The organism is Lentzea flava (assembly GCF_014648475.1).
Taxonomy (GTDB): domain Bacteria; phylum Actinomycetota; class Actinomycetes; order Mycobacteriales; family Pseudonocardiaceae; genus Lentzea; species Lentzea flava.
On the sequence record NZ_BMRE01000017.1, the window covers coordinates 43360 to 67929 of the forward strand.

The 24570-nt window shown below is 69.6% G+C and carries 23 protein-coding genes; 11 read left to right on the forward strand and 12 right to left on the reverse strand.

Going from position 1 to position 24570, the window contains the following annotated elements:
- Window positions 1-11 precede the first annotated feature (11 nt).
- The 6 genes from IEZ09_RS20535 to IEZ09_RS20560 are packed head-to-tail and all read right to left on the reverse strand — an operon-like array spanning window position 12 to window position 4924.
- Window positions 12-1004 (reverse strand): proline racemase family protein, encoded by a 993-nt coding sequence (locus IEZ09_RS20535; RefSeq protein ID WP_189255341.1) that lies wholly within the window; start codon window positions 1002-1004, stop codon window positions 12-14.
- Window positions 1001-1909 carry a dihydrodipicolinate synthase family protein gene (locus tag IEZ09_RS20540; RefSeq protein WP_189255342.1) on the reverse strand — a complete coding sequence of 303 codons (909 nt, stop codon included), beginning with the start codon at window positions 1907-1909 and terminating at the stop codon, window positions 1001-1003. The genes IEZ09_RS20535 and IEZ09_RS20540 overlap by 4 nt, the downstream gene beginning before the upstream one ends.
- Window positions 1906-3096, reverse strand: a complete 1191-nt coding sequence (locus IEZ09_RS20545) for an NAD(P)/FAD-dependent oxidoreductase (protein WP_189255343.1) — start codon at window positions 3094-3096, stop codon at window positions 1906-1908. The genes IEZ09_RS20540 and IEZ09_RS20545 overlap by 4 nt, the downstream gene beginning before the upstream one ends.
- Window positions 3093-3275 (reverse strand): 2Fe-2S iron-sulfur cluster-binding protein, encoded by a 183-nt coding sequence (locus tag IEZ09_RS20550; protein WP_189255344.1) that lies wholly within the window; start codon window positions 3273-3275, stop codon window positions 3093-3095. The genes IEZ09_RS20545 and IEZ09_RS20550 overlap by 4 nt, the downstream gene beginning before the upstream one ends.
- Window positions 3272-4351 carry an NAD(P)/FAD-dependent oxidoreductase gene (locus tag IEZ09_RS20555; protein WP_189255345.1) on the reverse strand — a complete coding sequence of 360 codons (1080 nt, stop codon included), beginning with the start codon at window positions 4349-4351 and terminating at the stop codon, window positions 3272-3274. Before IEZ09_RS20555 ends, IEZ09_RS20550 begins: the two co-directional genes overlap by 4 nt.
- 27 nt (window positions 4352-4378) lie before the next feature.
- A complete protein-coding gene (locus IEZ09_RS20560; RefSeq protein ID WP_189255346.1) occupies window positions 4379-4924 on the reverse strand; it encodes a helix-turn-helix domain-containing protein in 546 nt (181 codons plus the stop codon).
- Window positions 4925-4954: 30 nt separating this feature from the next.
- Here IEZ09_RS20560 and IEZ09_RS20565 point away from each other — a divergent pair, with 30 nt between their 5' ends.
- Entirely contained in the window at window positions 4955-5341 is a 387-nt protein-coding gene (locus tag IEZ09_RS20565; RefSeq protein WP_189255347.1) for a hypothetical protein, read from the forward strand.
- A 92-nt stretch (window positions 5342-5433) separates the two neighbouring features.
- Here IEZ09_RS20565 and IEZ09_RS20570 read toward each other — a convergent pair whose 3' ends face one another.
- Together IEZ09_RS20570 and IEZ09_RS20575 are read right to left on the reverse strand one after the other, a co-directional pair.
- Window positions 5434-6765 (reverse strand): tetratricopeptide repeat protein, encoded by a 1332-nt coding sequence (locus tag IEZ09_RS20570; protein WP_189255348.1) that lies wholly within the window; start codon window positions 6763-6765, stop codon window positions 5434-5436.
- Between the two features lie 10 nt (window positions 6766-6775).
- Window positions 6776-7642: a DUF4231 domain-containing protein gene (locus IEZ09_RS20575; RefSeq protein WP_189255349.1), complete on the reverse strand. Its 867-nt coding sequence runs from the start codon at window positions 7640-7642 to the stop codon at window positions 6776-6778.
- Between the two features lie 132 nt (window positions 7643-7774).
- On the opposite strand from IEZ09_RS20575, the gene IEZ09_RS20580 reads away from it, so the two are divergent.
- From IEZ09_RS20580 to IEZ09_RS20600, 5 genes are all read left to right on the forward strand, one after another.
- Window positions 7775-10438: a toll/interleukin-1 receptor domain-containing protein gene (locus IEZ09_RS20580; RefSeq protein ID WP_189255350.1), complete on the forward strand. Its 2664-nt coding sequence runs from the start codon at window positions 7775-7777 to the stop codon at window positions 10436-10438.
- 10 nt (window positions 10439-10448) lie between these two features.
- Window positions 10449-11102 (forward strand): hypothetical protein, encoded by a 654-nt coding sequence (locus tag IEZ09_RS20585; protein WP_189255351.1) that lies wholly within the window; start codon window positions 10449-10451, stop codon window positions 11100-11102.
- Window positions 11103-11204: 102 nt separating this feature from the next.
- Window positions 11205-14093, forward strand: coding sequence for an alpha-L-fucosidase (locus IEZ09_RS20590; RefSeq protein WP_370467736.1), 2889 nt, complete (start codon window positions 11205-11207; stop codon window positions 14091-14093).
- Window positions 14094-14139: 46 nt separating this feature from the next.
- The gene (locus IEZ09_RS20595) at window positions 14140-15090 is read left to right on the forward strand and encodes an ankyrin repeat domain-containing protein (protein WP_189255353.1); all 951 of its coding nucleotides are present in this window, start codon (window positions 14140-14142) and stop codon (window positions 15088-15090) included.
- A 19-nt stretch (window positions 15091-15109) separates the two neighbouring features.
- Window positions 15110-15940: an oxygenase MpaB family protein gene (locus IEZ09_RS20600; protein ID WP_189255354.1), complete on the forward strand. Its 831-nt coding sequence runs from the start codon at window positions 15110-15112 to the stop codon at window positions 15938-15940.
- On the opposite strand, the gene IEZ09_RS20605 is transcribed toward IEZ09_RS20600, so the two are convergent.
- Complete coding sequence (locus IEZ09_RS20605) at window positions 15930-16694, reverse strand: alpha/beta fold hydrolase (protein WP_189255355.1); 765 nt, start codon at window positions 16692-16694, stop codon at window positions 15930-15932. The two genes, IEZ09_RS20600 and IEZ09_RS20605, sit on opposite strands and share 11 nt — an antisense overlap.
- 95 nt (window positions 16695-16789) lie before the next feature.
- Here IEZ09_RS20605 and IEZ09_RS20610 point away from each other — a divergent pair, with 95 nt between their 5' ends.
- Complete coding sequence (locus IEZ09_RS20610) at window positions 16790-18274, forward strand: chitinase (RefSeq protein ID WP_229812773.1); 1485 nt, start codon at window positions 16790-16792, stop codon at window positions 18272-18274.
- Window positions 18275-18329: 55 nt separating this feature from the next.
- On the opposite strand, the gene IEZ09_RS20615 is transcribed toward IEZ09_RS20610, so the two are convergent.
- Window positions 18330-18971, reverse strand: coding sequence for a thiaminase II/PqqC family protein (locus tag IEZ09_RS20615; RefSeq protein ID WP_189255356.1), 642 nt, complete (start codon window positions 18969-18971; stop codon window positions 18330-18332).
- Between the two features lie 70 nt (window positions 18972-19041).
- Between IEZ09_RS20615 and IEZ09_RS20620 the strand changes: the two genes are divergently transcribed.
- Complete coding sequence (locus IEZ09_RS20620) at window positions 19042-19368, forward strand: DUF6204 family protein (RefSeq protein WP_189255357.1); 327 nt, start codon at window positions 19042-19044, stop codon at window positions 19366-19368.
- On the opposite strand, the gene IEZ09_RS20625 is transcribed toward IEZ09_RS20620, so the two are convergent.
- Window positions 19343-20593 (reverse strand): amidase family protein, encoded by a 1251-nt coding sequence (locus IEZ09_RS20625; protein ID WP_189255358.1) that lies wholly within the window; start codon window positions 20591-20593, stop codon window positions 19343-19345. The two genes, IEZ09_RS20620 and IEZ09_RS20625, sit on opposite strands and share 26 nt — an antisense overlap.
- Window positions 20594-20653: 60 nt before the next feature.
- Window positions 20654-22786 (reverse strand): RICIN domain-containing protein, encoded by a 2133-nt coding sequence (locus tag IEZ09_RS20630; protein WP_229812774.1) that lies wholly within the window; start codon window positions 22784-22786, stop codon window positions 20654-20656.
- 86 nt (window positions 22787-22872) lie between these two features.
- Between IEZ09_RS20630 and IEZ09_RS20635 the strand changes: the two genes are divergently transcribed.
- The 3 genes from IEZ09_RS20635 to IEZ09_RS20645 are packed head-to-tail and all read left to right on the forward strand — an operon-like array spanning window position 22873 to window position 24562.
- The gene (locus IEZ09_RS20635) at window positions 22873-23382 is read left to right on the forward strand and encodes an ArsR/SmtB family transcription factor (RefSeq protein WP_229812775.1); all 510 of its coding nucleotides are present in this window, start codon (window positions 22873-22875) and stop codon (window positions 23380-23382) included.
- Entirely contained in the window at window positions 23372-23935 is a 564-nt protein-coding gene (locus IEZ09_RS20640) for an SRPBCC family protein (protein ID WP_189255360.1), read from the forward strand. Before IEZ09_RS20635 ends, IEZ09_RS20640 begins: the two co-directional genes overlap by 11 nt.
- Before the next feature lie 30 nt (window positions 23936-23965).
- A complete protein-coding gene (locus IEZ09_RS20645) occupies window positions 23966-24562 on the forward strand; it encodes a toll/interleukin-1 receptor domain-containing protein (RefSeq protein WP_189255361.1) in 597 nt (198 codons plus the stop codon).
- The last annotated feature ends 8 nt before the right edge of the window (window positions 24563-24570 follow it).

Consider the following 24570-nt stretch of genomic DNA (forward strand, 5'->3'; position numbering starts at 1 on the left):
GAGGGTAACGACTAGATCGAGAAACCTTCCGGGAACGGATCGGTCGCGTCCAGCAGGTACTGGCCCATGCCGGTGATCCACGCGCGACCGGCCACTGTGGGCACCACCGCCGTTCGGTCACCCAGCGGAACCTCTTCCAGCAACCGGCCGATGAACCTGGTGCCGATGAACGACTCGTTCACGAAGTCCGCACCGAGTTCGAGCTCGCCGCGCGCGTGCAGCTGCGCCATCCGGGCGCAGGTGCCCGTGCCGCACGGCGACCGGTCGAACCATCCGGGGTGGATCGCCATCGCGTTGCGCGAATGAGCCCCGTCCCGTCCGGGCGCGGTGAACTGGACGTGCTTGCAGCCGCCGATCGCGGCGTCCACCGGGTGCACCGGGCGGTTCACCGCGTTGATCTGGTCCATGATGGACAGTCCGGCGGCCAGGATCCTGTCCTTCTCGGCCCTGTCGAACGGGATGCCGAGCTGCTCCAGCGGGAGGATGGCGTAGAAGTTGCCGCCGTACGCCATGTCGTAGCGGACCTCGCCGAGCCCCGGCACCTCGACCGTCGCGTCCAGCTCGTGCGCGTACGCCGGGACGTTGCGGATGGTCACGAGCTTCGTGCGGGTGTCGTAGTCGGCGAGCACCAGGCCGGCCGGGGTGTCGAGGCGGACCGTCGTGACGGGCTCGGTCACCTCGACCATGCCGGTCTCCACCAGGACCGTCGCCACGCCGATGGTGCCGTGGCCGCACATCGGCAGGCAGCCGGACACCTCGATGTAGAGCACGCCCCAGTCCGCGTCCTGACGGGTCGGCGGCTGCAGGATCGCGCCGCTCATCGCCGCGTGGCCGCGAGGTTCGTTGACCAGCAGCCGCCGGATGTGGTCGTGGTTCTTGACGAACTCGAGGCGCTTGTCGGCCATGGTCTCGCCGGGGATCACGCCGACGCCGCCGGTGATCACCCGCGTCGGCATGCCCTCGGTGTGCGAGTCGACGGCGCTGAAGTACTTGGCGAACCTCATACCGTGTCCGATTTCTGGGTGGCCAGCTTCATGTCGGCGTCGACCTGCGCGCGCTGTTCGGGCGACAACGGGCCGCGCGGGGGACGGCACGGACCGCCGTAGCGGCCCACGAAGTCCATGGAGTGCTTGATGGCCTGGACGAACTCGGTGCGCGAGTCCCAGCGGAACGCGGGCACGAGACGTTCGTAGAGCGTGCGGGCTTCGGTGAGCTTGCCCGCCAGCGCCAGCTCGAACAGTTCGGTGCACTCGGCAGGGAACACGTTGGGGTAGCCCGCGAACCAGCCCGTGGCACCCATCAGCAGGCTTTCCAGCACCACGTCGTCGGCGCCGGCCACGACGGTGAGGTGCGGGGCGGCGGCCTTGATCTCCAGCACGCGGCGGACGTCGCCGGAGAACTCCTTCACCGCCACGACGTGCTCGATCTGGCCCAGCTCGGCGATCAGGTCCGGCGTGAGGTCGACCTTGGTGTCGATCGGGTTGTTGTAGACCATGATCGGCAGCCCGGCCTTGGCGACCTCGCGGAAGTGGTGCACGACCTCGCCGCGGTTCGCCCGGTACATCGTGGGCGGCAGGCAGAGCACGCCGTCCGCGCCGTCCTCTGCCGCCAGTTCGGCCCAGTGCCGTGCCTGGTGCGCGCCCACGCCGTGGACGCCGATGACCGCGATGCCGCGGCCCTTCACCGCCGCGATGGCGGTCCGGGCGACCTCACGGCGTTCCGCGTCGGTCAGCGACGAGTACTCGCCGAGCGAGCCGTTGGGGCCCACGCCGCGGCAGCCGTTCTCGACGACCCACTGGCAGTGCTCGGCGAGCTTGTCCAGGTCGGGGCGCAGTCCGGCCGGGGCCTTCGGGTCCTCGGCGTAGGGGAGTGCGGTGGCGACGATGACGCCGTCCAGGCGTTCGGTCATGGGGTTTCCTCCGGGAGATCGGCCAGTTCGCCAAGGGGGATCGGGACCGCGATCACGCGGCGTTGCCCGTCGAACGGGATGCCGGTCAGGTCTGCCGCGTTGCGGGCGCAGATGCGGCCCTGGCAGCGGCCCATCGCGACCCGGCTGGTGAGCTTCAGCTCGCGCATGCCGGTGGCGTCGGTGAGGTCTGCGAGGCGCACCTTCTCGCACCGGCACACGGTGGTGTCGGCGCTCAGCCACGTCTTCCAGCCCGGCTGGATCGCGTGTGCCCTCGACAGCGCCTGCGCGAACAGGCGGCCCCTGCGCACGGCCTCCACCGCTTCGGGTGGCGGTTGCCGCCCGGCCGCGGCGGCTCCGGCGGTCACGCCTTCGGCCGCGGCCAGGTCGGCGCCGCCGATGCCGGTGACCTCGCCTGCCGCGTAGACGTTCTCGACCGACGTCCGCTGGCGGTCGTCGACGTCGAGGAAGTCGTTGGTGCGCTTGGCGTTCGGCACGAGGTCGGTGCGCGGGAGGAAGCCGTGGCCGATGCACACCAGGTCGGCGTGTTCGGTGCGGTGGCTGACCGGGCGCCAGTGGCGGTCGAGCTTCGCGACCGTGACGCGGTCGCCGTGTTTGGCGATCACGGCCGTGCGGGTTTCCAGGCGGGGCAGCACTTTCCGGTAGCTCGCCAGTTCGGCGATCTTGTGCCGGTTCGCGAGCACGGCCTTCGCTTCGCGGGTCCAGGCGAGCGGGGAGTTGGCCTCGTAGACGCCGACGAGGGTGGCGCCCAGGTCCTGCAGTGCGGTGGCGACGGGCAGCAGGAACGGGCCGGTGCCCGCGACGATCACGCGGCCGGCGAGGGTGACGCCCTGCTTGGCGAGGGCCTGGGCGGCGCCCGCGGTGATCACGCCGGGGCCGTCCCAGCCGGGGAACGGCAGGGGGCGGTCGTAGGCGCCGGTCGCGATGATCAGGGCGTCGAACCGGAGCTGCCGGGGACCCCGCAGATGCAGTGTGCGACCCTCGACCATCCACGCCTCGGTGTTCTTGAGGTGCGTGACGCCCCTGTGCTCGAACTTGGCGCGCCCGCGCAGGAACTGGCCGCCCGCCTCGGGTTCCGAGTCGACCATCGTGACCTCGGCGCCCGCGTCGGCGGCTGTTCTGGCGGCGGCCATCCCGGCGGGGCCCGCACCCACGACGACGATCCTCATCGTTGCGTCCTGATCTCGTCGCCGTCGCGCAGCTGGTGGCGGCACGCGCGGACCTCGGGCACGCCGTTGATCTCTGCGACACAGCCGAAGCAGACGCCGATGCCGCAGAAGAACCGTCCCGGCAGCAGTTCCGCGACGTGCGCGACCTCGTGCTGCCGGCCGTTGAACGTGACCTTCACACCATCACCTCCTGGCGGTCGACGCGGAACGGGTGGGGATCGACGAGCGGCGTGCCGCCCGTGAGCAGATCCGCGAGCAGGCGGCCGGTGGCGGGAGCGAGGCCGACGCCCGCGCCCTCGTGGCCGGTGGCGTGCCACAGACCCGGTGTGCGGGGGTCCTCGCCGATGATCGGCAGGTGGTCCGGCGCGTACGGGCGGAACCCGCCGTACGCCCGCATCACCGGCACGCCGGCCAGCATCGGGAAGAGGGCGATCGCCTTGCGTGCCAACGCTTTCAGCACCTTGCTCTCGATCGTGTCGTCGAAGCCCTTGCGCTGACGGCTCGACCCGATCAGCACGGTGCCCGCCTGGGTCGACTCGACGACGCCGGACGTCTGCAGGTCGGCGTCGCCGCTCGCGACCGCGCCGACGTAGTCCGCGTCGTAGACCTTGTGCCGGATGGTGCCGGGGATCGGGGTGGTGACCAGGACGACGCCGCGCCGGGGCAGCACGTTGACGCCGAAGTGACGCGCCCACGGGCCGGTGGCGTTGACGACGGCGCCGCAGCTGATCACGCCGGTCGTCGTGGTCACGCTGCGACCGTCCGTTGTGGACACCTCGGCGTCGATGATCCTGATGCCGCGCAGCAGGGCCTTCGTCGCTTTCACGGGGTTGAGCTGCGCGTCCTGCAGGTAGTGGACCGCCGCGGTGATCTCCGGGTTGAGGTGCGGCTCGTGGGCCAGGGCTTCGTCGGCGGTGAGCTCGCAGGCGTCGACGCCCGCCGTCCGCTGCTTCGCGGCGAAGGCCTTGAGGGGTTCGGAGGCTTCCTCGGTCGTCGCGACGACCAGCCCGCCCTTCTCCTCCCACTCGGCGTCCTCGGCGAGCTCCGGCCACAGCTCCCGGCTCGCCTTGGCCAGTTCGAGCTCGGGGCCGGGCTCCTTGTCGCTGACCAGGACGTTGCCCTCACCGGCGGAACTGGTGCCCGAGGCCGGTCCGTGGCGGTCGATGACGACGACGTCGAGCCCGCGTGCCTTCAGCGCCTGCGCGCACGCGGCCCCGATGATGCCCGCTCCCACGACCACGACGTCCGGGTGCATCGCCACCTCCGTTCATTAGAATGAACGTTAGTGCTTCGGGTACTCCAGCACCAGTACCGAGCTGACTTCTCCTTCGACAGTCTCGTACAGGTGCGGGGTCGAGCCGGGGAAGCACACGTAGTCGCCCGGCCCGAGCTCGTACGGCCGCTCGGTCGGCCCCACCCGCAGCCGGCCGCTCGTGACCAGCACGTGTTCCTTGCCGGGATGACCTTCGGTGGTTTGCGTGGCACCCGGCCGCACCCGCTGGTCGTAGATCTCGATGACGGTGTCGGCGATGTCCATCCGCCGCATCAGCCGCAGGTCGACGGCGTTGCTGCTGAGCACCTCGACGTCCCGCGCCCGCACCAGCACGACGTCCGGCGCCGTCCGCTCGGTCACCAGCTCCGACACCGGAACGTCCAAAGCGTTCGACAAACTGAACACTGTCTCGATCGTCGGGTTGCCCGCCCCGCTCTCCAGCTGGGACAGCGTGCCCTTGGCGATGGACGACCGCCGCGCGAGCTCCGACAGTGACAACCCGCGCTGCTCCCGGAACGCCCTGATGTTGGCGCCGAGCACCTGACCCGCACTCATAGCCACTGATCGTTGCATAGGCTTGCGCCCATGACTGCGTACACGGAGGCGGAGGGCCAGACCCTCCGCACGGCCGTTTTCGGTGCCATGGTGCTCGTGTCCACGGCGGACCCCGGCTCGGTCGACGAGGAGAGCCACGCCGGCATCAGGGCCATGACCCTGCTCTCGGACGACCTGCGCGCCGTCATCGCCGCCGCCCCGCCCTCGCTGCCGAAGGGGACGGCGTCCGATGTGGAGGTCGGCGTCCTCGCCGCGCTGAAGGAGTCCGTCCGGATCATCAACGCCCACGAACCGCGCGACGTCGAGATCTTCCGCGCCGCCGTGACGGAGATGTGCCGCTCGGTGGCGGGCGCGGACGGCGAGGTCGCCGCGACCGAGAAGGAGATGGTGACGAAGGTCGTCGAGGCCCTCGCCTGACGACGAGGTGCTGCTCGCTGGTGGCCGTGAGCCGCGGGTCGATCAGCACCTCGGCCACGACCAGGTGCCAGGCCGACGTGCCTGCCACCCGATCACAGGTACGACTCGTACTCCTCCAGCATCCTGCTCAGCGCGTCCGAGACGGCCGCCGGCAGCGTGCCCGCGCTGAGCATGTCCTGGATCGGCTCCATCGCGGTCCGTGCCGTGGTGGCGCGGTGTTCCGGCTCGAACCGCTCCATGCCCCTGCGCACCGCGTCGAGGGCGGCGTCGGTGTTGCCGGAGAACGCGAACGTGTCCGCGAAGTCCAGCCACTCCCACTTCGCCTTGGGGTTCTTGGTCTTCCACGTCGCCAGCGGGTTGAGGTCGAGGAACGAGTCCACCGCCGCCTGACGCTCGTCATCGGTCGTGGCGAGCTGGACGTCGAGCCGCGCGGCGTTGGCGCGGGCGTAGAGGTTGTCGTCCGCGATCTCGCTGGCCTTGCGGTACGCGTCACGGGCCAGGCGCAGCTCGGCGCTGTCACCGGTGGCGCGGCCGAGGCGCCGGTGCGCCCCGCCCAGACCGGAGAAGGCGTCCACGTCCGCGGGGTTCAGCTTCACCGCCTCGGTCAGCGAGTGGATCGCTTCCGGCAGGTTCTCGTTGCGGCTCTGGGCGATGCCGAGCTCCCGCCACCACTGCGCGCCGCCGGGCTCCAGCCGGGTGGCGAGCCCGAGGTGGTGGATGGCACCGGCGAAGTCGCCCTGCTTGAGCAGCGCCTTGCCGAGCTCGCCGTGCACGTCGGCTCGCGTGTCGTTCAGCAGCAGCACGCGACGCAGCTTCGCGACGCGTTCCTCGTGCGGTGCCGCCATGGCCTCGTTGAAGAGGTCGTCGCCGCGGGCGTGCTCCAGCTCCGCGATCTTGGCGTGCAGCTCGTCGAGCACGCCGGTGGGCACGGTGGTCAGTCCGCTGCCCAGCCGCACCGGGCTGTCGACGTTCTGCTTCGTCAGCCCGTGCATGATCATGCTGAGGATGACCTCGTGCGCCTCGGCCAGCTCGTCGTAGCGGTTGCTGTAGGGCACGACCCGGTTGCCGGACACGTTGAACCGCACGTCGTCCTGGTTCTGGCTCACCAGCACCGTCACGTTGTCCCGCACGGCCCAGCGCACGCCGAGTTCCAGGTACACGTTCGGGTTGGCGCCGGTGAGATCGGCGATGTAGACCTCGGCGTTGAACGCTTCGGCGAACATCGTGTGGTTGATCGGACCGGACTCCCGCCGTTCCTTCTCGATCTGCACTCGCACCGGACGACGGAGCCGTTCCTCCAGTTTCGCGGCCAGCGGATCGTAGAGGCCCGCCTTGATCTGCTTGATGTCCGTCCACTTCGCGCGCTCGCCGAGCGTCGTGCCCGGCATCGCGACGAAGATCGTCATCGGCTCGTCGGTCGTCACAGCGGTCCTCTCAGGTCGTGCTGGGGCGCGACGCGAGCCACGCCGCGTGTTCGGTGCTGATCACGGCCTCCGCCTCGGCGACGGTGGTCGGCCAGTCGCCCTCGTCGGTGCGCAGCAGCCGTTTGTGCATGGCGGCCAGTTCGCCGGCCGCCGTGGAGTAGGCGACCTTGAGGTTCTCGTACTGCCGCAGCCCGATCCACGCCGCGCCACCGGCGACGGCCGCGGCCATCACGCCGGACAGGTCGACGTCCCACGCGCCGGTGATGCGCAGGATCGCGAACAGGATCGCGATGAACTCACCCGCGAACAGCAGGACGCGCGCGAGGTTCGCCCTGATCTCGTTGGCGGCGGCCTTGTCGTGGTACCAGTCGAGCTGCCTGCGCACCCGGTTCTCGCAGTAGGCGGTCCTGCGTTCGGCGTAGGGCTTGCCCCGCAACCCGGTCATCACCGCCTCGCCGGCCGGGTTGTCACTGGTGAGCAGCAACGTGCCGCGGTGCTCGGCCGCCGCGTCGATGACGGCCTTCTCCAGGTCCGCGCGGGCGTCCGGCGAGGTGAGCGGGAACGGGTCGCCCGCCACGGCGTAGCGCCAGCCGAGCGACTTCACCCGTTCGGCCATCGCGCGGCCGGCGTTCCACTTCAGCTCTGGATGCATGACCCACAGCAGGAACTCGCCGAACAGCGCGATCAGGAAGCCGATCAGGGCCACCCAGGCCCACACGTCGACGCCGCCGCCGACCTTCCACTTGAACGCGCCACCCACCGCCGCCACCACCGCGCCGAGCAGCCGGACCCGGCTGAGCAGCAGCGTGGCGCGCTGGCCGCTCCGGGAGGCCTCCTCGGCGTCGTGGTAGAAGCCGGGCAGGTGCTCGTCATCCATCCGTGTTCCCTCTTCCTCGTCCGACAACGCTGATCGTGCGTCACCAAACGTGTGTTACCACGACGGAGGCCTAACGGAGGTCGCTTCCCGGGCGATGTAGGGGTGTTCACCCGTGCAGCGGAGAGGTGGGGCATGCCCGGCGAGAGGACGTACGCGGCGTTCATCTCGTACAGCCACGAAACGGACCACGCGCTGGGACCGCTGCTGCAGGAGGGTGTCGAGAAGTTCGCGAAGCCCTGGTACCGGCCGCGGGCGCGGCGGGTGTTCCTCGACAACTCCGTGCTGGCCGCGGAACACGACCTGACCGGGGCGATCCTCGACGGCCTCGCGCGGTCGGACAACTTCCTGCTGCTGGCCTCACCGGCGTCGGCGCGCTCGCGCTGGGTCGGCAAGGAAGTGGCGTGGTGGCTGGAGAACCGCGACCGGCGCACGCTCTTCGTGCTGCTCACCGACGGGGAAGCGGTGTGGGACGACGGGGTGCTGGACCCGAAGCGCACGGACGCCCTGCCGGAGGCCCTGCACGGCCTGCCCGAACCGCGCTGCGTCGACCTGCGCGGAGTCCGCGACGTCGAGCTCGACGTGCGCAACCCGGACTGGGAGTCGGTGCTCGCGGACGTCGTGGCGCCGTTGGACGGCATCGACAAGACCGAGCTGATCGGTCACCACCTCCGGGAACGCCGCCGCACCAGGCGAACCGTGCTCACCACGATCTCCGTGCTGGTCGTGCTGCTGGTCGCCGCGGTGATCTTCGCAGTCCGTTCGGAGCAGCAGAGCAACCGGGCGCGGCAGCAGACGCTGGTCGCCACGTCGCGGCAGCTCGTGGCGCAGGCGGCGGCGGTCCGCGACGCGAGACCGGCCACCGCGCGGCAGCTGCTCGCCCAGGCGTACCGGATGGCGCCGACCGCGGAGGTGCTCGGGGCGTTGATGGACAGCGCGTCGATCCCGCGCGTCGTGCCGGGAGCGGCCGTGGACGTGGCGTTCAGCCCCCGCGGCGACGCCATGGCCGTGCTGCGCAAGGACGAGCTGGTTCTGCACGAGGGCACGTCCGAACGTGCGAAGATCCCGCTGCCCGACGCCGCCGCGGTGCGGTTCAGCCCGGACGGGAACCTCCTCGCCGCCACGTCGATCCGGGGCCGGGTGCTGCTCGCCCAGGTCTCCGATCCGGCGAAGCGATCCACGTGGGACACCGGCACGAGCGGCATCAGGTCGCTCGCGTTCGTGCCGGGCAAACCCGTTCTCACGGTGACCGTCAGCGGCGGGCACACGTGGCTGCTCGACATCGCGGATCCCTTGGCGGCCAAGCTGATCACCGAGTTCGAGCCGAACAGCGAGTCGATCTTCACCTCGAGTGCGGTGAGCGCAGACGGGACCACCCTCGCGTTGGCCGGCTCGGACGGCGCGGTCGACCTGTGGGACATCACCGGTACCCCGGCCAGGCGCGCGGTGCTGACCGGCCACACCATGGAGGTCTCGGTCCTGCGGTTCGCCCCGACCGGCTCCCTGCTCGCGAGCGGTTCGAAGGACGACACGGTGCGGCTGTGGAACACCGCGACGTCGCAGCAGTACGGCGTGCTGACCGGTGCGAGCCTGTTCGTGACGTCGGCGGCCTTCGCGCCGGACGGCGGCACGCTCGCGTTCGGCGACGGCAACGGCACGGTCCACCTGTGGGACGTGCGAGACCCGATCCGGCCGAAGACCGCACAACCGCTGCTCGGCCATGCCGACGGCATCAACGCGTTGGCGTTCGCGGCGGACTCGCGCACGCTCGCCTCCGCCGGTGAGGACGTCCGGCTGTGGAACGTGCTCGGCGCCGGCAGGTCGTCCGCCGTGACGGTGCTGCCCAGCGGCAGCCACACCCTGGCGTTCGGTGCGAACCACCGGCTGGCCACGGGGTTTCCGACGAAGCTCTACGACCTGACCGACGTCGTGCACCCGCGCGAGATCCGGACGCTGCGGACGTTCAACCGCGGCGGCAGCCCGCAGCTCGCGTTCAGCCCGGACGGCACGCGGCTGGCCAGCGGGTTGCCCGTGGCGCTCACCGATCCGGAGGCCGGGGAGACACCGGTGCACGAGGAACGCGCGGACAGCCTGGTGTTCGGCCCGGACGGCCGGCTGCTCGGCGCTGGACCGCATCCCGGCGTCTTCCGGCTGTGGGTGCGCGACGGCGACCGGATGCGGGCGGCGGCCGAGCTGCGGGGATCGGTCGTCGCACCGCACGGCATCTCCTTCGGTTCGGACAGCCGCGCGGTGACGAGAGGGGAGAAGGGCGAGACGTTGCAGCTGTGGGACGTCAGCTCACCCGACGCGCCACGGCTGATCCGCACGCACGACACGAAGTCCGACCCGGTCGAGTCCGTGCTGTTCCGTCCCACCGGCGACACGGTGGTCACCGGCAGCGCCACAGGGCTGATCACCGTGTGGGACATGGCGAACGGCAGCCGGGTCGCGACGGTGCGCAGGCACGTCGGCAGCGTCCGGCACCTCGCCCTGCACCCGGACGGGCAGCGGCTCGCGAGCGCGGGGGTGGCGGGCGAGGTCGTGCTGTGGGACGTCGCCGACCCGTCCCGGCCGGTCGAGGTGTCGACGTTGCGCGCGGGCGGCCGCTACACCGCCGCGGCGATCGCGTTCAGCCCGGACGGCACGATGCTCGGCGGTGCGGACGGCACGCGCACGACCATCTGGAGCATCGACGTGCCGCGGTTGCTGGCCCGGTTGTGCGCGGACACGCGGCCCATGCCGGAAACCGAGTGGCGGCAGTACCTTCCCGACATCCCTTACGACCCGCCGTGCGCGTGAAGGGAACCTCATGAGACGCGTTCTCCCGCTGGTGCTGGCCCTCGCCGCGTGCACCGGACCGGAGCCGGGCCCGAAGATCACCGGGCAGCCCGAGCCGAACCAGACGGCCTCCGCGACGACGCCACCGGCCTCGTCCGCCGCCGCCGGGCCGACGCTCGGTCCGGCACCCGAGGATCTGCGGTCGGTGGACTGGCGGCAGGCCACGTTGCCCGCGGGGTTCTGCCACGTCGGGAAACCCGTTCGGCTGAGCGACGGCACCGCCCGCGCGACGTCGGAGCTGTGGGGGTCGGTGGAGGTGTTCCTCGACGTCGACGTGCACTACGGCGACGTCGACGGCGACGGCCGCGAGGAGGCGGCGATCTCGCTCGGCTGCGACAACGGCGGTGGCACGGCGTCGAGCCAGCTCGCCTTCGGGTTCGCGGTGGTGCGGTCGGCGCGGGGTGCGCTCGAGGTGGTCGGCGAGATCACGCCGACCACGATGCGCGACGACGCGACGCACGTGCCGCTGCTGTCCGAGCCGAAGTTCGAGAAGGGCGCGATCACCGTCAAGGAGCTCTGGTACCGGCCGAGCGACGCGAACTGCTGCCCGAGCGGCGCCTCGCTGACCAGGTGGTGGCTGCGCGACGGCGCCCTGAAGGCCGACCCGCCCGTGCAGGTCTCGTAGTGCTCCGATGAGTCCGCGAAACGCAAGCGTGACGAAGGCTTGAACCTCGCAGTTCCGGGTGCAATCATCGGATCTCTCGCCGCCGCCCCGACGAGAAATGCGATGGTCATGGCACTACGACGTTTGTGTGTGGCCGTGGTGGCCGCGCTGCTCGCCGGCCTGGTCGCGGTCGTCCTGCCCGCCGCGGCGCAGGCCGAGGTGTACCACCCGAGACAGGAGTGGCTGCGCAAGTCGACCGCGGGTCTCTTCCTGCACTGGGGCATGTTCACCGCCCCGAAGCACCTGAAGTGCGCCGAGTGGGAGCGCGACGTCACCGGTGGCGGGTGGACGCCCGGTTACTGGATCGACGAGGCGCGCAAGCTCGGCGCCTCCTACGTGGTGCTGGCGACGTTCCACTCGCGACTCGGCTACGCGCGCCCGTGGCCGTCGAAGATCCCCGGCAGCTGCGCCACGCAACGCGACCTGCTCGGCGAGCTGGTCACGGCGGGCAAGGCCAAGGGGGTCAAGGTCATCCTCTACATGACCGACGACCCGCAGTGGCACGCCGAGCAGGGCGTGGAGATGCTCGACTCGGCCGCCTACTCCGCCTACAAGGGTGAGCAGGTCGACCTCACGACGCGCGAGGGCTTCGGCAAGTACAGCTACGACCTCTTCTTCGAGGTCATGAAGAACTACAACGACCTCGCCGGCTTCTGGATCGACAACGACAACGAGTACTGGGAGCGCAACAAGCTCTACGAACAGATCCGGCAGCTGCAGCCCACCTGGTTGTTGAGCAACAACAACGAGGACACGCCGATCATGGACACGGTCTCGAACGAGCAGAAGACCGGCATGTTCCCGTCCTACGACTACCCGGCGGCGACGTTCACGCCGATGCCGCGCCTGTCCGAAGCCTGCTACAAGCTGCCCACCACCGGCGACTGGTGGTACGACGGCGGCAACCACGCCGTCGACACGCGCCTGAACACCGGCCGCTACATCACCAACGCGGGCTCCTCGATCAAGTCGCTGATGGCCGAGACACCGATGGTGAACGGCCGCATGCCCGCGCAGCAGGAGGCGTTCAACAACTTCATGGCCTCGTGGGTGCCGCCGATCCGCGAGTCGATCCAGGGCGTCGAGGGCGCCGGGTACATGTACGGCGGCATGCAGCCGGGGTTCTGGAACGACGGAGCGCACGGCGTGATCACCATCAACCCGTCGACCGGCAAGCAGTACGTGCACGTCGTGACGCGCCCGCGAGCCGACTTCGTTCGCCTGCGGGACAACGGATATCGGGTTTCCCGCGTGACCGATCTCCGCACGGGTGAGAAGATGCGGTTCTCGCAGTCCGCCGGGTACCTGACGATCGAGGGCATCACGGCGTGGGACGAGTACGACACCGTGTTCGCGGTGGAAACCCGTGGGCAGCAAGGCTTCTACAGCGATGTGAAGGCCTTCGCGACGTCCTCGAAGGACGGTTTCCCCGCCTCGAACCTGACCGACGGCAGCTACGAGAAGTACTGGGACGCCAACGCGGCTCAGCCGGTGTCGATCTCGCTGGACCTCGGTCGCCGCAAGGAGGCCTCGTTCCTCGCGATCAACCAGCGCGAGTCGTCGCCGACGCACGCCCGCGTGTCGTTCGGCCGGCCGGAGGACTCGTCGCGGATCAAGGACTACCAGCTGACGGCTTCCGACGACGGCCGCAACTGGTGGCACGTTCGCAGTGGCGCACTGCCTTCCGCGCGTGGCACGCAGTTCATCGACATCGGGTCGACCACCGCGCGCTGGCTGCGGTTGACGGTGCTCAACACGTGGGGTGGCCCGCAGGCTCCCGTCTACTTCAAGGACCTGAAGATCGACGAGATCCGGGTCGGGCACAGCTATCCGCGGTCGGGCAGGGGCGGTGCGCTGGAGGCCGAGGACGCGGTGCGGTCGGGCTCGGTCCGCGGCGAGTTCTGCGCGGCCTGCTCCGGCCAGCGGCAGGTGACCGGGCTCGGCGGCGGTGAGCGCAACGCCGTGACCTACCGCGATGTCTCCGTTGCGGCGGCCGGTACCTACAACCTGCAGCTGTCGCTGACGTCCGCTGCCGCCTCGTCCGTCTCGGTGTCGGTGAACGGGGCGGCACCGGTTTCCGTTGCGGTGCCGGCGGGTCGTGCCGACGTGCCCGGCCCGACGTCGCTGGCCGTGCCGCTGAACGCCGGACGCAACACGGTCCGCGTGTTCAGCACCGGCAAGCCGCTCGGCCTGGACCGGATCTCGGTCGGTGGCCTGCCGCCCGCGAACTACACGCCGAAGACGACGCTGACGGTGGAACCCCATGGCGTGCAATGGGCCGCGCCGGGCCAGCAGTCCATGAAGATCACCGCACGGCTGCGCCTCGACGCCGACGACCAGATCGACACCGTGTCGCTCGCGCCCGTCCTGCCCGCCGGGTGGACGCTGACCGGTTCGCCCGCTGTGCGACCGTCGATGCGTCTGGCCGGTGTGCTGGAAGGCGTGTGGACGGCGACCTCACCTGCCGGGGCGGACGTGGGCTCGGTCAGCATCCCGGTGACCGCGTCGTTCCAGCTGCTCGGCTCGGACCGCAAGGTGTCGGGATCGGTGCCGGTGCGGACCCGGCCCGCGGACCGCGTGTTCGTGCGGGAGGCGGAGGACTCGGCGAACGCGTTCGGCAGCACCGGGTTGTCGAGCTGCGGGGCCTGCTCGGGCGGGGAGAAGGTGCGCAACATCGGCGGCGGCCCGGACGCCTCGGTGACCTTCCCGAACGTCGTCGTGCCCGAAGCTCGCGTGTACAAGCTGTTCATCCAGTTCACGGTGAACGGGCCGCGGTCGTACTTCGTGTCGGTGAACGGGGGTGCGCCCGTCGAGGTCGAGCTGAACGGGCAGGGCAACAACACCCCGTACGTCGTGGACATCCCGGTGACGCTGAACGCGGGTGCGAACACGATCAAGTTCGGCAACGACACGGCCGGAGCGCCTGACCTGGACCAGATCGCGCTCGCCTGAACCCGTTGCACGGAACGGCACCCCGCCTCGGTAGGGTGCCGTTCCCATGGGGGAGGAAGTTCTCGAGGGCTGGCGGGGATTCCCTGCCGCCGGCTGGCAGAGCGTCGAGGCCGTGCGGCGCAGGCTCGACGCGGGCGCCGACCCGAACGCCGGCCCGTTCTGGATGACACCGCTGCACTCGGCAGTCGAGTTCGGCACGGCCGAGACCGTGGCCGAGGTGGCCGCTCGGGTCGAGGACGTGGATCAGCTCGACGACGGCCGGAGCGCGTTGTGGCGGGCCGTCTACGAGGGCAAAGCCGACATCGCGGAGGCGTTGCTGGCCGCCGGGGCCGATCCGGTGCGCCCCATGATGTCCGGCTGGTCGCCGGCGCGGCTGAGCCTGGCGACCCGGCACGTCATCCCGTCCGGCGAGGTGCTGACCGAGGAGGAGCAGCTGGCGGTCAGCGAGGCAGGCCGCCTGGTGCACGCGCTGAAGGACTTCCCCTTTTACGACGGCTACAGCCTCGCCTGCGTCGCCGGCATCGACGCCGAGGAGGCTACGCGCCGCCTGAACGCGGTGGTGGTGCCCGCGGCGGACGTCCCGGACTCGGTTCCGGCCGGGGACTGGTGGCCCGACCCGTTCGGCGAGGACACCGAGCGCGCTCTCGGCGTCACGACCGTGCCGGGCGGCTGCATCCTGTTCCAGCCCTGGTACTTCGCCGTCCAGCGGCCGGAGGCGATGAAGCCGCTGTCGGCGGGCACCGTCGCGTACGGCATGTACGCCAACCCCAAGAGCGGCAACCAGGGCAACGTCCACCGCGACGGCCGGACCATCGGCTGGGATCTGCACCCCGGTGGCGGTCCGAACGAGCGGGACAGCACGGCCGAGGTGCTCCTGGCGTACCTCTACGCGCACAAAGCCGTCGCCTACTGCTGCGCCTACGCGGGACTGCGGCCGCGGGACAACAGGGCGTTCACTGAGCCGGACCGCTGGATTCTCCTTCCTGATCTCAGCTGACGGCGCGCATGATGGGTGAATGCTGGAGGCACTGCGCAGGCAGCTGAGCGACGGCCTGTTCGAGAAGGTCGCTGGTCCGGAGCGGGAGAAGCACGCGCGGCGGATCCACGACGCGCCGGGTCCGCGCATGTTCGGCGAGGACCGGCCGATCAGGCACGTGCACGCCGACCACGCCATGTTCATCGGCGGGCTGCGGGCGTTGCTGCTGCAGTCGTTGCACCCGCTGGCGATGGCCGCGGTCGCGCAGCACTCGGACTACCGCACCGACCCGTGGGGACGGTTGCAGCGCACCAGCCTGTTCGTCGGCGTGACGACGTACGGGACGGTCAAGGACGCGCACGAGGCCATCGAACGGCTTGCGCGGGTGCACTCGTTCATCCACGGCACCGCGGCGGACGGGCGGGCCTACCGCGCCGACGACCCGCACCTGCTGGGCTGGGTGCACGTGGCCGAGGTCGACAGCTTCCTGCGCTGTCACCAGAAGTACGGCGAGAAGCCGCTCGACGACTACGACGGCTACGTCGCCGACATGGCGGTGATCGCGGACGCGATGGGCATCCCGGAACCGCCGCGCACGACGGCCGAGCTCGACGCGCGGCTGGGCTCCTACCGGGCCGAGTTGAAGGGCACGCCGCAGGCGCGGGAGGCGGCACGGTTCCTGCTGCTCAAGGCGCCCTTGCCGGTGCTGGCGAAGGGGCCGTACGCGATCCTGGCGGCGACGGCGGTGGCGAGCCTGCCGGTGTGGGCGCGGATTCCGCTGCGGCTGCCGTACCTGCCGATCGCCGAGGCCACCGGTGTGCGGTTCGCGGGCCACGCGTTGATGCGCGGCCTGCGGTGGGTCACTGGCTGAGGAAGTCCATCACCAGCGGTGTCGCGATCTCGCGGAACTCCTCGAAGTAGCCGTGCCGCGCGCCTTCGACGAGGTGCATCCGCGCGCCGGGAATCCGCTCGGTGATCAGGGGAGCCTTGGCCGTGGGGTTGAAGATGTCCTCGGTTCCGTGCACCACGAGAGTGGGCGCGGTGATCGACGGCAGTACGTCCCACGCGTCGTGCTCGGCGCTCGCGAACAGGTGCAGCTTGCGCGCGTAGGGCGGCATGTTCGGGTCGCCGAGGGTGTTGAACGGTCCTTTGTAGGCCGGTGTGTACATCAGCGCTTCCAACGCCCTGCGCGCCTTCATCGGGTCGATCTGCGCCAGCGACCTGCGCACCTCGGCGCTGCGCTCGATCGCGTGCGGCCCGCCGGGTGACGTGCAGCCCAGCACCAGCCGGTCGACGCGGTCCGCGTACGACGCCGCGATCCACTGGGCGATCCTGCCGCCCATCGACGTGCCGTAGACGTGCGCGCTGCCGATGCCCGCGTCGTCGAGGATCGCGATGCAGTCCGACGCGAACTGCCTGGTGCTGTAAGGGGTTTCCGGCTTGTCGCTGGAACCGGTTCCGCGGTGGTCGGTGACGATGGTGGTGAACCGCCGGGCGAAGTCCGGCCGGACCTGGCTCCACCACTTCGACGAGTTCGACTGGCCCGCGATCAGCAGCAGCGGTGGCCCTGAGCCCTCGACCGAGTAGAAGAGCCTGGTTCCGTCGGAGGCACGAGCGTGGGGCACGACGGAGAAGTCTAGAACCTTGACTCGGAGGTATATGGTCTAGTCCAATCTGGGTGACCCTGCCGGCCGCCGACGCGTGTGGGATGGAGCAGCCCATGTTGTTGTTCGCTCGAATAGGCGCGGTGGCCGCATTGGTGCTCGGCACCGTGATCGTGAGCCTCGCCCCTGCCAGCGCCGCCGGTGTCACGGCGACGTTCGCCAAGCAGTCCTGGGACACCGGGTACACCGCCACGGTGACGATCAAGAACGAGACCAGCGCGGCCATCAGTTCCTGGAAGGTCGAGTTCGACTACCCGGCGTCCACGACCGTCGGCGCGTACTGGGACTCGCTGCTCACCAAGAGCGGCAACCACCACACGTTCGTCAACCGCGAGTACAACGGCTCGGTCGCGCCCGGCGCCAGCGTGACGTTCGGCTACAACGCCACCGGCACCGCCGACCCGGTCAACTGCACGATCAACGGCGCGGCCTGCACCGGTGGCACCCCACCGACGACAACCACGACCACCACCACTACGACGACGACCACGACCACCACGACGACGACCGGTCCGCCTCCCACGGGCTCGTTGCCGCGCAAGGTGCTCGTCGGCTACCTGCACGCCAGCTTCGCCAACGGGTCCGGCTACATCCGGATGAAGGACGTGCCGGACGAGTGGGACGTCATCAACCTCTCGTTCGCCGAGCCGACCAGCGCGACGTCCGGTGAGCTGCGGTTCGCGCAGTGCCCGGTCGCCGAGTGCCCGAACGTCGAGTCCGAGGCGGACTTCATCGCGGGCATCCGCGCCCAGCAGGCCAAGGGCAAGAAGGTGCTGATCTCCATCGGCGGCCAGAACGGCCAGGTGCGGCTGGAGACCACGGCGGCGCGCGACGCGTTCGTGCGGTCAGTTGCGGCGATCATCGACAAGTACGGCCTGAACGGGCTCGACGTCGACTTCGAGGGCCACTCGCTGTCGCTGAACTCCGGCGACACCGACTTCAGGAACCCGACCACGCCGGTGATCGTGAACCTGATCTCCGCGCTGCGGTCGCTGAAGTCCCGCTACGGAGCCAACTTCGTGCTCACGATGGCGCCGGAGACGTTCTTCGTGCAGGTCGGCTACCAGTTCTACGGCGGTGCGGGCGGCGGTGACGCGCGCACGGGCGCGTACCTGCCGGTGATCGAGGCGATGCGCAACGACCTGACGTTGCTGCACGTGCAGGACTACAACTCCGGACCCGTGATGGGCCTGGACAACCAGTACCACAACATGGGCGGTGCGGACTTCCACGTCGCGATGACCGACATGGTGCTCGCCGGGTTCCCGGTGCGCGGTGACACGACGAAGTTCTTCGCCGGGCTGCGGCAGGAGCAGGTCGCGATCGGCCTGCCCGCCGCGATGTACGCGGGCAACGGGTTCACGTCCGTCGCGGACGTCCACACCGCCCTGGACTGCCTCACCAAGGGGTCCAACTGCGGCAGCTACAGGCCGAAGGGCGTCTACCCGAACCTGCGCGGCCTCATGACGTGGTCGATCAACTGGGACAAGTACAACAACTACGAGTTCTCCAAGTCCCACCGCGCCTACCTCCCCCGTTAAACGATGAACGGCGCTTTTGTTCACCTCAGGCGGACAAAAGCGCCGTTCATAGTGTTCAGGCGAGGGTGGACCAGAACTGGAGTTCGTAGGCCTGGAGGAGGCGGCCGTAGCGCCAGGCGTGCTTCGGCTGCCAGCCGGAGTCGAGGGCGGCCTGCACGGCCGCGATCGCGCGTTCCTCCAGCTGCGGGGCGGGCGTGGCGAAGAAGTCGACGAACGCGCAGGCCTCGTCGTCGAAGCCGTAGTGCTCGCGCAGGCCCTTGGCCATGCGGGCGCAGTAGCCGCCCCACGCGGTGAAGTTCGCGAGGATCGCGAGGATCACGTCGGTCGGCTCGCCGTTGAGCGCCATCCACGCCTGGAACGCCGGGTAGGCCTGGCAGCCGGGGTAGGGCTCGTAGGTCTGGAACTCCTTGGCGGACATGCCTGCGGCCTTCGCGAGCGGCTCCAGCATCGGCAGCACGAGTTCCTCGCCGCCCGCCAGCAGCGTGAAGAACGCCCGCGCGTTGGGCTCCTGCGCCTTGGCCGCGAGGGCGAGGAATGTTCGCCAGTCCGACGACACGATGTGGTTCTCTTCCGCGGCGAACGTCGCGATCACGGCGCGCGGCGCCTGGCCGGTTTCGATCAGCTTGACCACGAGGTTGTCGTGCTCACCGGGGTGCAGCTCCGTCCGGATGCGCGTGACCAGCTCTTTTGCGTTCATGGATCATGATTCTCGCGCACCGCGGAAATCGTTCGCCAGACCGGCGGGCGTTCGGGGAGCATCTTCGCTCGTGGCTGAACACACCTACCGAGTACTCGTCCGCGGCCGGTTCGCCGACCTGACCGACGACCAGCGCGCGTCGTTGCGAGAGCACCTGCAGGGCTTCGACTTCCTGCGCAGCGGCGGGTTCAGCGAGGACGGCGCGCTGACGTTCGACGAGAAGCTCGACTTCTTCAGCTACCGCGTGATCCTCACGGCGTCGGAGAAGCCCGACGAGGCGGGACTGCGGCGCGCGACCGCGGCCCTCGACGCGTTCGGCGTCGACTACCGGGGTCTGCGCGCCACCGTCACCGACATGGACGAGATGAAGATCAACCGGCCGAAACGGCTGGCCTGAGCTCGACCTCCAGCGCCGCCGCCGCGTCCAGGGCCAGATCCTCGCGGTACATCCGGGAGATCACCTGGACGCCGGTCGGCAGCCCGTCCCGCAGCCCCGTCGGCACCGCGACCGCCGGCAATCCGGCGAACGAGACCACCTCGCACATCTTCGTCGCCTCGAAGTACGCGGCGAGGGCCTCGGGACCGCGCCGGTCCTCGTCCGGTTCGAACGACGGCGTCGTGGAGACCGGCGCGATCACGACGGGGTAGCGGTCGAGCAGCCGCGCCCACTCGCGCTGGACCGACATCCGGGTGCCGGTCAGCGCCAGGAACTCGCCGAGGTCCAGGGGCGGCCGCACCGCGAGGAGGTTGCGGGCGTACTCGGCGAGCTCCTCACCGGCGAACGCGACGTACTCGGCGAAACCGAGCGCGATCGGCGTGGAGATCATCCGCATGGACAGCTCCGCGGCCTCGTCGACCCGCGGCGGCGTGACCGCGACGACCTCGTAACCCGCCTCCACCAGCCGTTTCGCCGCGTCCTCGACCACCGGGTCACCCGGCACGAAACCGGCGATCTTCGCCGCGGGCGGGCCGGAGGCGGGCACCGGAACCGTCCGCGGGTCGGCCAGGTCGGCACCGCACAGCAGTTCGTGCACCAGCCGCAGGTCGGCGACGGTGCGGGCGAGCGGGCCCTCGACCGTCATGACCTGAGTCGGGAACGACGGATCGGCCTGGCCGAAGGTCGCGCCCTGCGGATAACGGCCGTAGCTCGGCTTCAGCGCGCACACGCCGTTCAGGAACGCCGGCAGTCGCAGCGATCCGCCGCTGTCGTTGCCGATCCCGAACCGCACCATGCCCGTCGCGACGGCCACCGCGTCACCGCCTGAACTGCCACCCGGCGACTTCGAGGCGTCCCACGGGTTGATCGTGTGCCCGGCCAGTTCGCTGCACGTGTGCATGCCACGCGCGTTCAACGTCGGCATGTTCGCGTGCCCGATCGGTGTCGCTCCGGCCGCCCGCAGCCGTGCGATGATCGGCGCGTCGGACGTCTTCACGTTGCCGGTCAACGCCTTCATGCCGTGCGTGGTGGCGGCGCCCGCGACGTCGATGTTGGCCTTGACCGAGAACACAGCTCCGGCGAGCGGCCCGGTCGGCTCGGCCTTGACGTCGAACACGGTGGTCAACGCGTTGTACACGGCGTTCAAGGACTCGATGCGCTGCAACTGCTCAGTGAACATCCCCATGCTCCAGTCTATGCGGACCGGAGCACGGGGATGCGCGGTCGGAAACCGCTCAGTGGAACATCACGGATAATTGGCCAGGTAGGCCTCGGTGGATCCAGCGGTCACCCGGTTGCCCGTGTTGTTGATGATGTGTTCGATGGTTCCCTTGCCGCCCAACGAGATCGTCACCATGCTGTGGAACCGCACGCCCGGTGTGTTCGGCACCTCGAACGCCCGGTCGGCCACCACGCTCGGGTTGGCGTTGGCGAAGATGTAGCTGCCCAGGCCCCACGCCTCGTGGGTGGTCACGTGGTTGGCCACCTTGTAGGCCGCGTAGCCGCGGGTCGAGCCGTTCATCCACGCCGCCTGGTTCGGCGCCTCGTACGGCATCTCGTTCTGGTAGAAGTACGTCCGGCCGCCCTGACCGTTCCAGATGGTCTGGTACTTCTGGTAGTGCTCGACGAAGAGGCCGTACATCGTCACGTTGTTGCCGTTGACGATCAACCCGGTGTCCGCCCTGTTGACGTCCCAGCCGACACCGTAGGAGTGGTCACCGCGCCACAGCCACAGGTGGTCGCCGATCACGTCGTGGCTGTTGACCACCAACGAGGTCGTCGCCCGCCCGACCGCCGCGCCGCCGATGCGCACGTACAGGTCGTGCACCGACGTCGGGTTGGCCTGGTGGCGTGCCGTGCTGCCCGGTGCGCCGATCTGCATCAGCAGCGGGGAGTTCGTCGGAGCCGCGTCGAGGAGCAGGCCCGCGACCTTCACACCGTCCACATCGGCCACATCGAGCGCCATGTTCCCGTTGGTGGGCATGACGGTCGCGAGCCCGAGGCCGAACACCACGGTGTCCGGCCGGGTCACGCGAATCGGCTCGCTCACCTGGTGGATGCCCGGCGTCAGCATCAGGTGCTTGCCCGCCGCCAGCTGCTGGTTCATGGTGGCGGCGCTCGTGCCCGGCTTCGCGATGAAGAAGTCCGACAGCGGGATGTTCGTGCCCTGCTGCTGACCGCTCGCCCACGTGGTGCCGCTGGAGTTGGAGCGCAGCGACGGGACGAAGACGTTGTAGTTGCCGCTGCCGTCGATGTTCAGGAACGGCTTCTCGCGCACGACAGGGGTCTGCGCGACCGTCGTGTACGGCGGCTCCGGGAACGTGTTCTGCGGGGCGTTGCGCGCACCGACGAACACCATGTTCCAGTTCTCACCGGTCCACGAGCCCCACTCGGTGTTGCGCGACAGCCACTGCTGCTGGCTGCCGGACCGCACCTGGCCCGTCACCACGGAGTCGGCCAGGAAACCGCCGCTGGACCAGCCGTTGTCGTCGAGCTGCATGTTGCCGTAGACGTGTGTGCGGCGCATCGCGGAGGCCTGCGAGACCGCCCACGTGTTGGTGCCGCCGGGCGGCCGGATCGCGAGGTTCTCCGCGCCACGCCAGAAGTTGTGCGTCGCGTTGCCCTCGAACCAGTCGGCCTCGACGTGCACCTGGCCGTTGATGTTCACCGCGTCCGGTGTCAGGCCGAGGCCGAGCACCTGGGTGAAGAAGCCGATGTTGACGTCGACGTTGTAGTTGCCCGGCTTGAAGAAGATCGCGAACCGGCGCGCGTCGTACTGACCTTCTTCCTGCTGCCGGAAGACGTCGTTGAGCCGCGCCTGGATCGTGCTGGCGGGCATCGACGGGTCGAAGATCAGCACGTTGGGGCCGAAGTCGGGCTGGCCCGGGTTCGGCGGGGTGCCCGTGGACAGCCGGAAGGCCTGCGCGTTGGTGCCGTTGCAGGTGTACTGCACCAACTGGACGTCGCCGGTCGAGGCACCGGGCACGTCGAGGCACTTGCCGCTGTGGCGGCTCACGAACCGGTAGGTGTCGGTCCCCACCTGTTCGGGGCGCCACTGCTGGTTGTTGGCGTTGAAGTTCTGCCACATGTGGATCAGCGCGTTGTCCGCGGTGGACACGTTGGAGACGTCCCAGACAGCGCCCTCGCCGACCGTGAAGTAGCCGTCGCTCGTGGGCGTGAACTTCCAGGTCTGACCGGAGCAGGACTGTTGGCGGAGCTGTGCGCCGTTGGCCGATCCCAGCGATTCGACGCACTTTCCGCTGCCGACGTTCGTGACTTGATAAGCGGTTCCGGGCACCACGTCGGCCTGCGCCGCGACCGTCCACACAGGAACGATCGCTGCTGCTGCCAACGCTGCCACCAGCAGGGGTGTTCTCACGGCTCACAGGGTGGAGCCGGTTTGTTGCAACCTAACCGTTTCCGGTCGGGTTCCGGTATTGACAAATGAATTTGTCAAATGGGACCGTGCTCGGTGTGGAGCTGTCCCCGTTGCGCCGGTCGTTGCTCGAGCTGCTGAAGTCGCCCGCGTCGGCGACCCAGCTCGCGGCTGCGCTCGACCTGCCGCGCCAACGGGTCAACTACCACGTGCGAGCGCTGGAACAGGCCGGCTTGGTCGAACTGGTCGAGGAACGCCAGCGCCGCGGCTGCGTCGAACGCGTGCTGCGCGCCCGCCCCGGCCGCGCGGTGGACGCGGGCGTCCAGGACCAGTTCGCCGCAACGCATCTGGTGTCGGTCGCCTCGGACGTGGCACGCGAGGTCGACCGGATGTCGTCTGCGGCGGCTTCGGCCGGAAAGCGCTTGCTCACCTTCACCGTGGAGACGACCGTGCGCTTCGGCGCGCCCGGCGACGTCCACGAGTTCACCAGCGACCTGGCCGAAGCGGTGCGGCAGATCGCGCTGAAGTACGACACCGAGTCAGGCCGCCCGTACCGGGTGGTCGCGATGGGCCACCCAGGAGTGTCCGATGAGCGATGAAGACCTGAGAATCGAGATCACCGTGGCCGCGCCGGTCGACGAGGTGTGGCAGTCGTTCCGCGACAAGGAGAAGCTGCGGCACTGGCACGGCTGGGACCTCCCGGAGCTGGACGCCGAGATCGACCAGATCTACTTCCAGAACGCCGAGGAGGACGGCACGACGCTGATCGTCCACGGCCACGACACCTTCGCGCTCACCCCCGTGCCCGAAGGCACCCGCATCGTGCTCACCCGCGCGCCCAAGGGCACGTCGCCCGAGTGGGACGACTACTACGACGACATCACCGAGGGCTGGATCACCTTCCTGCACCAGCTGAAGTTCGCGCACGAGTACCAGCCGGGCGCCGCACGCCGCACGGTGTTCTGGGACCGCGAGGTGCCGCTGGACGTCTCGGGCAAGCCGTTCTTCGAGTCCGCTCACCAGCGCGGCGTGGTGGTCGAGGAGTGGGGTCCCGGCCTGCTGATCACGTCGTCGAAGATGACCATCGCGTCCACCTACGGGTTCTCCGACGCCGAGCTGGAGGCGTTGCGCCAGAAGGGTGACGCCTCGTAATAGGCCGATCGAAGATCCCGATGTGAGTACGTGGGCTACGAGTACGACGTCTTCCTGAGCTACACGCGCCGGGGTGGCGGGGACGTGTGGGTGCGGGAGCACTTCTACCGCGCCCTGCGGGAATGGCTCGGCAACGAGATGGCAGAGGAACCCCGGATCTTCGTGGACTGGAACCAGAAGACCGGGGTGTCGTGGCCGGACAACCTCGAAACGGCGTTGCTGCGGTCGAAGGTGATGGTCGCGGTGTTGTCCCCGCCGTACTTCCGCTCGGAGTGGTGCCTCGCCGAGTGGGACAGCATGCTCGAACGCCATCGTGCGCTCGGCTACGGCACCCTCGACCATCCGCAGGGTCTGGTGCTGCCCGTTCGATACGCGGACGGGCAGCACTACCCGCCGGAAGCGCGGTCCGCGCAGCAGCGCGACTTCACGCCGTGGAACAAGCCGCTGCCCTACGAAACCTATAGCCGGTCGCGGGACTACGAGTTCTTCTACGCCGCCGTGCAGCAGCTGGCGGGAGAAGTGGCGGAAAGGATCCAGGAAGCGCCGCCGTGGGATCCGACGTGGAAGGTGGTGCGGCCGGCGGTCGATCCCCGGTCGTTGCCGCCCGGCCCCTTGCCGAGGTTGTGAGGCTGCCG